Source organism: Pseudoalteromonas sp. NBT06-2 (assembly GCF_002276045.1).
In the GTDB taxonomy this organism is placed as follows: domain Bacteria; phylum Pseudomonadota; class Gammaproteobacteria; order Enterobacterales; family Alteromonadaceae; genus Pseudoalteromonas.
In genome coordinates, this window is sequence record NZ_NQMR01000183.1 from 1 (window position 1) to 12,228 (window position 12,228).

The 12,228-nt window shown below is 34.5% G+C and carries 14 protein-coding genes, 2 tRNA genes and 2 pseudogenes; 11 read left to right on the top strand and 7 right to left on the bottom strand.

The window, feature by feature from the left end; all coding sequences use genetic code 11:
• Positions 1–25: 25 nt before the first annotated feature.
• The 7 genes and pseudogenes from CJF42_RS22985 to CJF42_RS23015 all read left to right on the top strand — a co-directional run.
• Positions 26–775 (top strand): annotated as a pseudogene (locus CJF42_RS22985) (acetate/propionate family kinase); the annotation flags it as partial.
• Positions 775–2,682 (top strand): phosphate acetyltransferase, encoded by a 1,908-nt coding sequence (gene pta / locus CJF42_RS22990; protein WP_095368897.1) that lies wholly within the window; start codon positions 775–777, stop codon positions 2,680–2,682. The pseudogene CJF42_RS22985 and the gene pta, both read left to right, overlap by 1 nt.
• 483 nt (positions 2,683–3,165) lie before the next feature.
• Positions 3,166–3,555, top strand: a complete 390-nt coding sequence (locus CJF42_RS22995) for an ACT domain-containing protein (RefSeq protein WP_095368898.1) — start codon at positions 3,166–3,168, stop codon at positions 3,553–3,555.
• Positions 3,555–4,061: a PTS glucose transporter subunit IIA gene (locus CJF42_RS23000; RefSeq protein ID WP_095368899.1), complete on the top strand. Its 507-nt coding sequence runs from the start codon at positions 3,555–3,557 to the stop codon at positions 4,059–4,061. The genes CJF42_RS22995 and CJF42_RS23000 overlap by 1 nt, the downstream gene beginning before the upstream one ends.
• 135 nt (positions 4,062–4,196) lie before the next feature.
• Positions 4,197–4,550: an ArsC family reductase gene (locus CJF42_RS23005; protein WP_252097715.1), complete on the top strand. Its 354-nt coding sequence runs from the start codon at positions 4,197–4,199 to the stop codon at positions 4,548–4,550.
• Positions 4,547–5,677 (top strand): succinyl-diaminopimelate desuccinylase, encoded by a 1,131-nt coding sequence (dapE, locus tag CJF42_RS23010; protein WP_095368900.1) that lies wholly within the window; start codon positions 4,547–4,549, stop codon positions 5,675–5,677. Before CJF42_RS23005 ends, dapE begins: the two co-directional genes overlap by 4 nt.
• A complete protein-coding gene (locus CJF42_RS23015; RefSeq protein WP_095368901.1) occupies positions 5,674–6,345 on the top strand; it encodes a M15 family metallopeptidase in 672 nt (223 codons plus the stop codon). The genes dapE and CJF42_RS23015 overlap by 4 nt, the downstream gene beginning before the upstream one ends.
• A gap of 59 nt (positions 6,346–6,404) precedes the next feature.
• On the opposite strand, the gene syd is transcribed toward CJF42_RS23015, so the two are convergent.
• Complete coding sequence (gene syd, locus CJF42_RS23020; RefSeq protein WP_095368902.1) at positions 6,405–6,956, bottom strand: SecY-interacting protein; 552 nt, start codon at positions 6,954–6,956, stop codon at positions 6,405–6,407.
• A gap of 67 nt (positions 6,957–7,023) precedes the next feature.
• Here syd and queF point away from each other — a divergent pair, with 67 nt between their 5' ends.
• On the top strand, positions 7,024–7,872 hold the full coding sequence (gene queF / locus CJF42_RS23025) for an NADPH-dependent 7-cyano-7-deazaguanine reductase QueF (protein WP_095368903.1): 849 nt from the start codon (positions 7,024–7,026) through the stop codon (positions 7,870–7,872).
• 72 nt (positions 7,873–7,944) lie between these two features.
• On the opposite strand, the gene CJF42_RS23030 is transcribed toward queF, so the two are convergent.
• From CJF42_RS23030 to CJF42_RS28855, 3 genes and pseudogenes are all read right to left on the bottom strand, one after another.
• Positions 7,945–8,199, bottom strand: coding sequence for a tetratricopeptide repeat protein (locus tag CJF42_RS23030; RefSeq protein WP_095368904.1), 255 nt, complete (start codon positions 8,197–8,199; stop codon positions 7,945–7,947).
• On the bottom strand, positions 8,196–8,519 hold the full coding sequence (locus CJF42_RS26965) for a beta-lactamase family protein (RefSeq protein ID WP_141235636.1): 324 nt from the start codon (positions 8,517–8,519) through the stop codon (positions 8,196–8,198). Before CJF42_RS26965 ends, CJF42_RS23030 begins: the two co-directional genes overlap by 4 nt.
• A pseudogene (locus CJF42_RS28855) lies at positions 8,404–9,291 on the bottom strand (serine hydrolase domain-containing protein). Before CJF42_RS28855 ends, CJF42_RS26965 begins: the two are co-directional and overlap by 116 nt.
• 168 nt (positions 9,292–9,459) lie before the next feature.
• On the opposite strand from CJF42_RS28855, the gene CJF42_RS26975 reads away from it, so the two are divergent.
• Positions 9,460–9,777: a hypothetical protein gene (locus tag CJF42_RS26975; protein ID WP_141235637.1), complete on the top strand. Its 318-nt coding sequence runs from the start codon at positions 9,460–9,462 to the stop codon at positions 9,775–9,777.
• An 82-nt stretch (positions 9,778–9,859) separates the two neighbouring features.
• Here the strand turns inward: CJF42_RS26975 and CJF42_RS23050 are convergent, their stop codons facing one another.
• Positions 9,860–10,747, bottom strand: coding sequence for a peptidylprolyl isomerase (locus CJF42_RS23050; protein WP_095368907.1), 888 nt, complete (start codon positions 10,745–10,747; stop codon positions 9,860–9,862).
• Between the two features lie 326 nt (positions 10,748–11,073).
• Here CJF42_RS23050 and CJF42_RS29155 point away from each other — a divergent pair, with 326 nt between their 5' ends.
• Both CJF42_RS29155 and CJF42_RS23055 read left to right on the top strand, forming a co-directional pair.
• Positions 11,074–11,202, top strand: a complete 129-nt coding sequence (locus CJF42_RS29155) for a hypothetical protein (protein ID WP_286203524.1) — start codon at positions 11,074–11,076, stop codon at positions 11,200–11,202.
• An 84-nt stretch (positions 11,203–11,286) separates the two neighbouring features.
• Positions 11,287–11,763 carry a YcxB family protein gene (locus tag CJF42_RS23055; protein WP_095368908.1) on the top strand — a complete coding sequence of 159 codons (477 nt, stop codon included), beginning with the start codon at positions 11,287–11,289 and terminating at the stop codon, positions 11,761–11,763.
• Positions 11,764–11,927: 164 nt separating this feature from the next.
• Here CJF42_RS23055 and CJF42_RS23060 read toward each other — a convergent pair.
• A tRNA-Leu gene (locus CJF42_RS23060) sits at positions 11,928–12,013 on the bottom strand.
• A gap of 54 nt (positions 12,014–12,067) precedes the next feature.
• Positions 12,068–12,153, bottom strand: a tRNA-Leu gene (locus tag CJF42_RS23065).
• Positions 12,154–12,228 lie beyond the last annotated feature (75 nt).

Here is a 12,228-nt window from a genome sequence, read left to right on the forward strand (position 1 = left end):
AATATTTTAATGCGATTGCCCTGATCAAACTATGCCTTCAAAAGCTTACCTATATGCATTGCCATATAGTTTATATAAAGAACACAGTGTACGTCGCTATGGTTTTCACGGTACAAGCCATTATTTTGTATCTAGGCAAGCTGCCCTTGTTTTACAAAAACCAATTGAAAATATTAATTTAATTAGTGCACATTTAGGTAATGGCTGCTCTGTTACCGCAATCAAAGGGGGTAAAAGCCTAGATACAAGTATGGGCATTACACCATTAGAAGGTTTGGTGATGGGTACCCGTAGTGGTGATATTGATCCTAGCATATTTAGTTTCTTAAGTAACTTAGGATATTCAGCTAAAAAGATAGATGAGTTACTCAATAAAAAAAGTGGTCTACTAGGTATAAGTAAACTGTCGCATGATTGTCGAACAATAGAAGAAGAATATAAAAATCAAAATCCACAAGCAATACTCGCTTTAGATATTTTTTGTTATCGTTTAGCTAAATACATTGCTTCTTATACTGTACCTTTAAGTAAACTTGATGCCATTATTTTCACAGGAGGCATAGGTGAAAACTCAAATATTATACGTGAAAAAGTGCTTAATTTACTGACGATATTTGGTTTGTCCGTTGACCAAAATAAAAACTTAGCAGCACGTTTTGGCCAATCAGGTATTATTACTAATAACCAAACTGGTCCTGTTGCGCTTGTTATTCCTACCAATGAAGAGTGGGTGATCGCACAAGATTCAGCTCAACTAATTTTGGAGGCACAATAATGTCTCATCGTATTATGTTAATACCTGTTTCTACGGGTGTCGGTTTAACATCTACCTCTGTTGGTTTAGTGCGCGCACTTGAACAAAAAACCGTTAAAGTTAATTTTTTTAAACCAATAGCACAACCAAGAAGTAGTGATAAAGGTCCTGAAAAATCTGCTGAAATTGTTAAAAAAGGCTCATTAATACAGCCTCCCCCATCTTTTGATTTATCCTATGCTGAAAAAATGATCAGTGCTGGTAGAGCTGATCTGCTTTTAGAAGAAGTAGTATCACGATTTGAGCAATATATAACTAAAGGTGACGTTGCAATAATAGAAGGTATGGTGCCTACTCGTAAGCAACCTTATGCTGGCCGCGTGAATAGAGAAATAGCACAAGCTTTAGGTGCTGAAATAATTTTTGTCATTACTCCAGGTAATGACACCACGGCACAGCTTGAAGAAAAATTAGAAATCGCATCTGGCAATTATGGCGGTGTGAGACACCAACGTGTTTTAGGCTGTATTTTTAACAAAGTGAATGCCCCCGTTGATGAAGAAGGCCGAGTACGTGCCGACTTAGTAGAACAATTTGATACTGATAAATTAGAGGGCGAACAGCATAGACTTGCTTCTTTACCTTTATTTAGCAATAACCAGTTTAAATTACTTGGAAGTGTGCCTTGGACCTTTGATTTAGTTGCACCTCGTGTAATGGATTTAGTTAAGTACTTAGATGCTAAAATTATTAATGAGGGTGATTTGAAACATAGGCGTTTACGACGTATTGCATTTTGTGCCAGAACAGTGTCAAACATGCTAAGTCATTTCACACTAGGTATTTTATTAGTAACGCCTGGCGACAGAACTGATATTCTAATTGCCGCATGCTTATCTGCAATGAACGGTACTAAATTAGGGGCAATATTATTAACCGGTGGCTTTAAACCTGAATCTAGCATAATGAAATTATGTGAACAGGCAATGCAAACCGGATTACCTATTATATCAACTAAAACAGATACATGGCGTACTTCACTTTTATTACATAACTTTAATATGGAAGTGCCAGCAGACGATGAACAGCGTATTGAAAAAGTAAAAGATCATAATGCTGCTTATTTGGATGCTGATTGGTTAAAAAGTTTAACCCATGGCGTGACGACAAATCGAAAAATGTCACCTCCTGCATTTCGCCACTTACTTGCAAGTAAAGCAAAAAAATCTCAAAAAACAATTGTTTTACCTGAAGGTGAAGAACCTAGAACAGTTAAAGCAGCTGCAATATGTGGTGAACGAAATATCGCTAAAACCATTTTATTAGGTGATAAAAAAGAAATATTCAGAATTGCAGCACAACAAGGTGTTCAGTTAGATGAAAACGTTACCGTAATTTCCCCTGATGAAGTACGTGAGAACTATATAGAAATTATGGTTGAATTACGTAAAAGTAAAGGGCTTACCAATGTCGTCGCTGCAGAGCAACTAGCTGATATTGCAATTCAATCTGCTGATTCTGCTGCTTTTGGAATTGAACCTAAAGTGGCCATGATAAGCTACAGTACGAGTAACTCTGGTGTCGGTGCTGATGTTGAAAAAGTGAAATTAGCCACTGAAATAGCACAATCCAAACGACCTGATTTAATCATCGATGGACCTTTACAATACGATGCTGCCATTATGGAAAATGTAGCTTTTAAAAAAGCACCTAATAGCCCTGTAGCAGGGCAAGCAACTGTGTTTATATTTCCAGATCTTAATACTGGTAACACAACTTACAAAGCGGTGCAAAGAAGTGCTGACTTAATCAGTATTGGACCTATGCTACAAGGAATGAGAAAACCTGTAAATGACTTAAGTCGAGGCGCTTTGGTGGATGATATTATTTATACCATTGCATTAACCGCAATACAGGCTACGCAATAAAAATACATATAAAGTACGTATTTTACCATGTTTTATAAGAAATAATGTGCAAAGCTTACGAAAATAGAAATAAACTAAGAGTTTAATCTGTTTATTTCTATTTTTACTGAGAACAAAATCAATCAATTTTTGTGCCATATAAATTTAAATATATATAACAACAACTTAAAGATGAAAACCCAGGTAACCCACAAGGTTATCCACAGAATCTGTGGAAAAGAAAACATCTACCAATTCAATATGACCTCGATATGAAAGTATTTATAAAGTATTACTTTCAACCGCTAATAACTTTAATTTACCTGAAGCACCCATAATTACAGCTTACTGTGAATTATTAAGAAAAATAAATAAAGTTAAACTTGCCTAACAGCCCTAATAAGCGTAATTTTAATAAATAGCTTACTATTGACCAAGCATAGTTCAGTTAAATCGCTTTCTAGGCTAATATGTTAAGTAGAATAATTTTCAATAAGGAAATTTATGTCAAAACAATCCTTAGAATTAATGAAAGAAGCATTTACAATTCATAGTTTTGATCCTTCGGAACAAATTCCAGAAAAAGTTTATTCCGCGACCGTTTTTTTTATAGCCAAAACCTATGATGAACTTTCTATCGTGTGCCCTGATTCTATAACACTTAATAGTAATGAATCAGAGTCTGGCTGGGCAGCATTAGAAGTTTTAGGACCATTAGGGTTTTCTATGACGGGAATTTTATCAAATATTTCTGGTATACTCGCACAAGAAAAAATATCTATTTTTGCCATATCAACTTTTGATACAGATTACATTTTAATTAAACAAGAATTTATTGAAAATGCCATTAATAGCCTCCAACAAGATGGATATAACATAATCAACGGTCAATAATGTCAATTCACAAACAAGTTATTTTTGCAACAGAACAACAAGTCGTCAATTTAGGTTTTCCTGTAACGTCACCGCTAACAGGGAAGGTTTTACCATTAGCAGAACATCCTGAAGCAATTTTTTCAACCGGTATTCTTGGTTGTGGATTAGCTTTTGAAATAACGAATCATAAAATTTTAGCACCATTTGATGGTGTGATAGAACAAATAAAAATGGGAGGAACAGAAGTTTATTTTAAAGCAAAAAACGGATTGAGATTATTAGTCGCGCTAAACATAGACCCTATTCACTTTCCTTTATCTGGTCTTGCAATAAAAAAACATGAAAACCAAACAATAAAAGCAGCTGAACCCGTGGTACATTTTGATTTAAGAAAAATACCAACACCCATTTTTGCTTCCGTAACCGTGTTAAACCATAAAAAATTAGGCGCTATTTATTACTCTCAAGTCCAGCTCACTGCAGGTGAAGATATCCTATTTAAGATTACAGCTAAAAAACACTAATCGAAGCGTTCACCACAACTTAAAACTTTGATCTATGATTAAAGTAGTCCATAAGGAGAATTATTGTTTAGCTGAAAATCACTTACAAATATGTTTAAATATCGCTAATTAAAAGACTAAAAACTGGAATTGAAGATGAATAAAACCGTTATGTACGGCATAAAAAACTGCGACACGATAAAAAAAGCTAAAAAATGGTTAGAAACTAATGGTATTGCATTTGAATTTCATGATTATCGTGTACAAGGTTTAACAAATGAAATGTTAGTTGAATTTGAAGCTGCTCTTGGTTGGGAGTTATTATTAAATAAACGCGGCACGACTTACCGTCAGTTAACTCAAGAACAAAAAGAAGGTTTAAACAAACAGTCTGCGCTTGAATTATTATTAGAATTTCCAGCTATGATAAAACGTCCTTTATTAGTTCATAACAACGCATCTCATTTAGCTTTTAAAGACCTGCAATATAAAGAGATTTTTAATAAATGACCCCTCCTGTCATCGCTTTAGCGCAAGCACTTATTCAGCGCCCTTCAGTTACCCCTTTAGATGAAGGTTGCCAGCAATTAATGGCAAATCGCTTAACTGAAGTGGGTTTTAATATCGAAAACATGTTTTTTGTTGATACTCAAAATATGTGGGCTCGAAAAGGTGATAAATCACCAGTTTTTTGTTTTGCTGGTCATACAGATGTTGTGCCAACCGGACCTGAAAATGAATGGAAACTACCACCATTTAGCGGCGAACTAAAAGATGGCTTCCTACATGGCCGTGGCGCAGCCGATATGAAAGGATCCTTAGCAGCGATGGTTGTTGCTACAGAACGTTTCATTGCTAAACACCCAGATCATAAAGGTTCAATTGCATTTTTAATCACATCAGATGAAGAAGGCCCATTTATCAATGGTACAACTCGTGTGATTGATAAGCTTGAAAAACGAAATGAAAAAATGGATATGTGCTTAGTAGGAGAACCCTCTTCGACTAATATTTTAGGCGATGTTGTTAAAAATGGCCGCCGTGGTTCATTAACCGGATTTTTAACGGTGAAAGGTATTCAAGGACATGTGGCTTACCCGCAACTTGCAGAAAATCCGATTCATTTAGCAACCCCTATTATTAAAGAGTTAACAGATACTCACTGGGATTCTGGTAATGCATTTTTCCCAGCCACCAGTTTTCAAATATCAAACATAAACGGTGGCACAGGTGCAGGTAATGTCATACCTGGCTCAGTAGAGATTCAATTTAACTTCAGGTTTAGCACTGAGGTGACTATGGAAATCCTACAAAATAAAGTTAATGACATTATACAAAAATATAATGTTAATTATGAACTAAACTGGACTAGGAATGGCCTACCATTTTTAACTGACAGTGGCCCGTTAGTTGATGCTACTATAAAAGCAATTAAAAATGTTCAAAATATTGATACATCATTAGAAACATCAGGCGGAACTTCTGACGGCCGCTTTATAGCACAAACCGGTGCTCAAGTGATTGAATTAGGCCCTTGTAATGCCACTATTCATAAAATTGATGAATGTGTAAAGGCAAATGATCTTGAAATACTCACAGATGTTTACGAGCAAATTTTAATAGAGATTTTAACATGATGTTTTCCTCTGAAATTCTTACCGGGCAAAGTGAAAAACATTTAGTCGAATTTCACGGTTCACTGGTTAATTGGGCAATTGTCTGTGATTTACAGTCACTGACTATTGCCGCAAAGCAAGCTGGTTTTGACTTAGCAATTGCTTCTAGCTTTAGAAATTTTGACAGGCAATTAATGATTTGGCAAAAAAAATACACTGGTATTAATCCAGTATTTGACATCCATGATGAACCAGTTGAATTTAATGGCTTGTCTGATTTAGAAAAATGCCAAGCCATTATGTTGTTTTCGGCCCTACCTGGTGCAAGTAGACATCACTGGGGAACCGATTTTGACTTTTATGACAAAGCAACTATCACTGATAAATATCAAATACGTTTACAGCAAGACGAATATATTGAGGGTGGTCGATTTGGTGCTTTAGCTGCTTGGTTAGATAAGAATATGGCGCAATTTGGCTTTTATAAACCATACGACCAATATCGGGGGGGAATCGCTTGTGAGCCTTGGCATATAAGCCATAAAGAGACAGCTGATATGATGCTTAAAAAATTGTCAGTTAAAAAACTTGAGATAGCTTTAAAGCAGTATGATTTTTCAGGAAAAGAAGCAGTATTAGCTAATTTACCTGAGTTATATCATCAGTTCGTTCTAAATATAAACGCATAATAAAAGTAATTATTCAGAAATCGTTACTCCCGTCATATTTCATCGGGAGTCTCGTTCGATTAAACACTAAAATCGGCTTCAACTTGTGCTAAAAATTCACTGATAGAGTCAGCAATTTTTTGATGTGGACGTTTACCAACATATTCAAGCCATACTGAACCAGTACAATTTTCTACTGTCACTAATAAATCATCTTCTTGCGTTAGAGCTATAAAAACAGTTTCATCATGTTTTAATTTTTTTTTCATTAATACATGACCAGTTATATTTTGCTGTAATTGGTCATAATCAGTTTCACTCCAAGCTTGTAACAATATCAATTGCCCCCAAGGAGAGCTCACCGAAATATTATCGGCGTAAAAATTGCCATAAAATTCGCCTATTTCTGCTGGAAACGCAACTTCCAAAGCCTTACTTAAGTTATCCATAGCACTTTTAGGATTTTGTTCAACTGCTTGCCATTGAATTTGGCTGTTCATTAGCGTGTTATTCATTTCACATGGGCTTGGCCATTGCTCATCATGTGCCACTAAGGGATATTGTCCGGTTTGTTGCTTTGCTTGAGTTTGATACTGATTAAATAGGCTTTCTAATTTTTTATAAACAGACATACTGCATGATCACTTAACTTTCGTTACAATGGACGTAATTGTAACCTTAAAAGCAAAATTTATATATATGACAGCATACGACAATTCTGAAGCACTAAAAGGCACGCTTTTAGGCCAACAAACTGAATATAAAGATCAATATGACGCAAGTTTGCTTTTCCCTATTCCACGTAAACTAAACCGTGATCAACTAAATATTGTTGAGTCTGAGTTACCTTTTAAGGGCCAAGATCTATGGACTGGTTATGAGTTATCTTGGTTAAATGTAAAAGGAAAACCTCAAGTTGCCGTTGCCGAGTTTATTTTTCCATGCCAAAGCAGCCATTTAGTTGAATCTAAGTCATTTAAACTCTACTTAAATAGCTTTAATCAAAGCCGCTTTGTTGATTGGCAAACGGTTCAAGCACATCTTGAACGTGATTTATCTCAAGCTGTTAATGCACCAGTTCAAATGAAATTATATAAAGCTAATGAGTTATCTGCTTTACAATTAACTGCCCTACCAGGCTTATGTATTGATGAATTAGACATTGAAATAAATGATTATCAATTTAATAGTAATTTATTAAAGTTAGCCGATAACAATAAACAAGTAACTGAAACCCTTCATAGCCATTTATTAAAATCTAACTGTTTGATCACATCACAACCAGATTGGGCAAGTATTGTAATACGTTATTCTGGTACTCAAATATGTCATGAAAGCTTACTACGCTATTTAATATCATTTAGAAATCATAATGAATTTCATGAACAATGCGTTGAAAGAGTTTATTGTGATATGCAAACTAGACTGGGTATCAAAGAGTTAGAAGTTTATGCCCGTTATACCCGCCGTGGCGGCTTAGATATTAATCCTTATCGCTCTTCAAACAATGATGATATTCCGTTTTTAATAAAAACTAATCGGCAGTAATTTAATAATAAGAAGCGGCTAAATCAACTTAGTTTTAGCTTTATCCGCTTTTATACTTACAATATGTAATTCTTAAATCGATGTCGTTAATTTCATTATTGCTTGTTTTGCATTTCCATTTTCTTTATCTAGTGCCAATAATTTTTGATAGTTACTTAATGCCAATTTATTATTTTTTATAGATAAATACCCTTCAGCTAAACTATCATAGGCATTTGAAGATTTAGGGTGATGTACAATATTCAATTTGAAAATTACAATTGCTTCTTTATTTAAATTTAGTTCTAGTAATTCATAACCAAAGTGATTCAAGCTTCTTTCACTCATGCCCTCACCTTGAACAAAATTCGAGTAATACTTGAATTAAAAGCATTTATACCACCCCCATGGGTAATACTTGTTAGCTTTTTACCAAATTCAAAAACTGGAATATCATTGACTTCCCAACCATATGCATAATTTTTAAATTGTGATATTTGAAACATTTTTTGCTTCATATTTTCACTTATTAATTGTTTTAAATATAAAGCTTCATCCCAAATATCCAGATCCCTGACAGTTGAATACATAGCCCCCTGCAGAATAAGGCATCGACATATCAAGGTAATCGGTATTGATATAACCATTGAGCTGTCTTTCATATCCATAGGCTCTATTTTTTAATATACCTGAACTAGTGTCATAACCTGCATTATTCATTCCTAAAGGATTGAGTATTTTTTCAGTTAACACAGCGGCATAATTTTGATTTGTCACTTTTTCAATAAGATTACCCAGTATAAAATAACTTGAATTGCTGCATGAGAAGTTAGTAGCAGGTTCATAGTCTAAGTCTTCGCTGTAAAATTTTTTAGTAAATTCATCTATAGAATAAAAATTTAGACTAATCTTTTTTCTAAAATTTTTAATACGCTAATAGTTTGGAATACCTGATGTGTGATTAAGCAATTGATGTATTGTTACTTTTTCGCCAATATCTTTACGAAAATCTGTTAAATATTCACTGATAGTAGAATCTAACTTTATTACATTTTCTTCTACCTATTGCATTATTAACATGGCTGTAAATTTTTTTATTATAGAGCCTATTCTAAACTTTGTATCTAGGGTGTTTTTTATTTCCCATTCAAAATTAGCAAAACCATAGGCTTTTTCAAAAATTACTTTATTATTATGTGCAACTAAAACTGTACCACTAAACTCTTTTATTTTGTGAAATCCGCTAACATTCTTGTCTATTTTAACCGCTTTATTGCTTGCAAAAACGGGTATAATCAAAGTTAAAATTAAGATGAATAACAAAGATAGTGATTTAATTTTCATATTTTTCCTTAAGTGCATTCTAATTATCGAGTAGGGTGAGGTTTTTGCCTCATCCCTCTCACAAAACCGTACGTACGGACCTCGTATACGGCTCATGCAATTTACTATTTCTTATCTATTATTAGTAATAAGAAGCAAGAACACCCGTTTTCACTTCGTCTATCTGATATAAACCAATATCTTTAAACCAACTGTTTGGCATCGCATAGCTTGCTAATGGACTCATGGAGTTTCGCCATGAGTTCATTTTCATCCGCTTAAAAGGTGATTTGTATTTTAGCTGCTTTAATCTACGGTGTAATTTATCCGCCGTTTTCCAAAGCGTCAATTGTAAAACAACAAATTAATAGCGGAATACTAGGTGGGGATCAGTGGCCTGAGCTTAAATTTATTAAGGCGCTTTTATTATTTAAGTTCAACGAAACGCAAAAGGCAATATCCTTGTTCAACCATGCTATTGAGCCGGGTTTTAGTCTTGAGTATCGCTTTAATAATTTATCTCAGATTTTAGATATAACAAAAGAACCAAAATTTATTCATGTACTTAAGAAGCTAGCTCAAAAAATAGGTAAAACAGGTTAAAGAGGGTCCCTAGATAATAACGACAAACTATATTGTTTTCCTTTAAGTTAACAACTAACTTAAAGGGGACATTAAAACAAACTTAACCTTGACGCATAGGTACTGAAACAGCGCATATATCGGTGTAATTAGGAGTCGCTAAGAACCAGTCTTCAGGACGGTTTCTTCTCGCTTTAATCAGCGCTTTAAAAGACTCTGACTCTGTTTTCATGATATCTATCACTAAAGGTCTATCTTTTAAGTGATCAGCAGCTACTTTAACATCTTTGATCACATTGTAATTTTTAAATGCTAAATCACTATCACCTTTTGGTTGACGTTCAAGACGTTGAATATACTCCATGCCTGAGATCACACGACCAAAAGAGGTAATATTATGATCTAAATATCTAATTGCACCTAAAGCCACGTAAAACTCTGTACCGCCACTATCTGCGGAGTTACCTCTGGCCATCGCAAATGTCCCAGGGCAATGTGTTTGCCATGTTTTAGTTGCATCATCATTTTGTGCAACAGTAAAACCATTTAAAAAACCTGTGCGACTGGCATATCCATCTTTATCATCCACTAAAGTGATTGTTTGAGCTGATTTTGTTATTTTATAAAACTCTGCTTTAATTGCGGATTTTCCTACTTGTGGTTTTCTGGTTTCTTTGGCATCGCCGCCTTGTGCGACAAAACCTTCTACAAAACGGTAGACATTTAAGTTTTTATAAAAACCTTCTCTGGCCAATAGTTTAATGTTGTCAACATGTCCAGGCGCTAACTCAGGGTTAAGTTCAATAACAACAGTGCCTTCTACTAGCTCTAAATATAAAGTATTTTCAGGGTTTAGTTTACGCCAATCACTGGTAGGTGCATTTTTTATTATATCTGCTGGTGAAGCTACTTTCTCATCAATTTTATTACTTGCTGATGCAAAGTTTGCAACTAAGATACTGCACGTAATTAAACTTTTTATTTTATTCATTTGACACCTTTTTATTATACCAATATTCAGGCATATTTATTGGTATTGTTTTTTGCAGTAATGGGCTATCTAAACCGCTCAAGGGTAACATAAAACCACATATTTATCATAAGCCAATTCAGATATGAGTTTATAGGGGCCTACTTCTAATAAGCAATTTGGAATAGCATATATACCCAAACCACTTCAAGATGCAGGATTCAGTTGGAATTAGAAATGCTTTAGGCAAGGCATTGATTGAAGAACATGGTTATTCCCTTTTCAAAATCAATAACGCTGCATCAAAGTATTTATAAACCAACCTTACAGGGACACCTGAGCAAATCATGCTCGTTGTTCCATCTTTTTTTAAGGGAGTAACCATTAATGCAAAGATGCGCCTAGATCATGAATTGCTCAGCAGTCCTGAACCTCACATCTTGAAGTGGCTTGGGTATATACCCACGCTACTTTAATAAAAGAAATATTTATCATCTGTTTTATCGATTTAATAAAAACTTATAGGTAAAATATATAAAATTCATTTTTGATATACTTTAATGACCACAGAATTCATCTTTTCAACCCGTTACGTTTTAGATAAAACACATTTTAGTGAGTGCTATGATGAGTCTGTTACTACAGATACCAGTATTCGCGCATACTATAAATCTATTGGACTAGTAACGTCGGGTGTGATTTTAATTTTTAGCCCAATAGATAAATATTTAGCTTGGTTTATTTTATCTTTAGGTGTGGTTGAAGCATTAAGTGTTTATTACAACAAAGCTTGGTGGTTAATGCGCCAAAGGCTTAGTAAAGCATCGGGTAATACAATTCAATTAATGATGAATGAAGAGGGTATATTTGTTAAATCAGATTTCGTTGATGTTAAGAATTTATGGACTGAAATCAACGAAATAAAACAAACTAAAAAAGGCTTCTTATTAAAGTTAAATAAAAGCACTAACTATATATCCAATAGATGTTTATCTGAAGAAGCCAAACACTTTATTATTAACAAAGCAAGTAATTAAAATAATTACCAATTAGCGCTTACAGCAGCGCTATTTCCTCTGCCAACTAATCGACGCGCAAAGCTTCAATATTATATCCCTTTAAATAGTCTAGATGGAATTGAAGCAAAAGTTTTAATTGAAATGATGATGTTTTGAAATAACTTGGATATTAATAATATAGATGGTGCCCGAGGCCGGACTTGAACCGGCACACTCTAAGAGCGAGGGATTTTAAATCCCTTGTGTCTACCAATTCCACCACTCGGGCATCGAGTTGTATCACTTTAAGTAATCTTGTGGAGTATCTACAAAAAAATAACAATGGTGCCCGAGGCCGGACTTGAACCGGCACACTCTAAGAGCGAGGGATTTTAAATCCCTTGTGTCTACCAATTCCACCACTCGGGCATCGAGTTGTATCACTTTAAGTAATCTTGTGGAGTATCTACAAAAAAATAACAATGGTGCCCGAGGCCGGACTTG

What these genes read in the sequence shown, in the direction of transcription:
- syd (WP_095368902.1), bottom strand. Translation starts at nt 6,956, where the DNA reads ATGTCTGTTTATAAAAAATTAGAAAGCCTATTTAATCAGTATCAAACT.
- CJF42_RS22995 (WP_095368898.1), top strand. Translation starts at nt 3,166, where the DNA reads ATGTCAAAACAATCCTTAGAATTAATGAAAGAAGCATTTACAATTCAT.
- pta (WP_095368897.1), top strand. Translation starts at nt 775, where the DNA reads ATGTCTCATCGTATTATGTTAATACCTGTTTCTACGGGTGTCGGTTTA.
- dapE (WP_095368900.1), top strand. Translation starts at nt 4,547, where the DNA reads ATGACCCCTCCTGTCATCGCTTTAGCGCAAGCACTTATTCAGCGCCCT.
- CJF42_RS23005 (WP_252097715.1), top strand. Translation starts at nt 4,197, where the DNA reads ATGAATAAAACCGTTATGTACGGCATAAAAAACTGCGACACGATAAAA.
- queF (WP_095368903.1), top strand. Translation starts at nt 7,024, where the DNA reads ATGACAGCATACGACAATTCTGAAGCACTAAAAGGCACGCTTTTAGGC.
- CJF42_RS23050 (WP_095368907.1), bottom strand. Translation starts at nt 10,747, where the DNA reads ATGAATAAAATAAAAAGTTTAATTACGTGCAGTATCTTAGTTGCAAAC.
- CJF42_RS26965 (WP_141235636.1), bottom strand. Translation starts at nt 8,519, where the DNA reads ATGGATATGAAAGACAGCTCAATGGTTATATCAATACCGATTACCTTG.
- CJF42_RS29155 (WP_286203524.1), top strand. Translation starts at nt 11,074, where the DNA reads ATGCTCGTTGTTCCATCTTTTTTTAAGGGAGTAACCATTAATGCAAAG.
- CJF42_RS23000 (WP_095368899.1), top strand. Translation starts at nt 3,555, where the DNA reads ATGTCAATTCACAAACAAGTTATTTTTGCAACAGAACAACAAGTCGTC.
- CJF42_RS23030 (WP_095368904.1), bottom strand. Translation starts at nt 8,199, where the DNA reads ATGAGTGAAAGAAGCTTGAATCACTTTGGTTATGAATTACTAGAACTA.
- CJF42_RS23015 (WP_095368901.1), top strand. Translation starts at nt 5,674, where the DNA reads ATGATGTTTTCCTCTGAAATTCTTACCGGGCAAAGTGAAAAACATTTA.
- CJF42_RS23055 (WP_095368908.1), top strand. Translation starts at nt 11,287, where the DNA reads ATGACCACAGAATTCATCTTTTCAACCCGTTACGTTTTAGATAAAACA.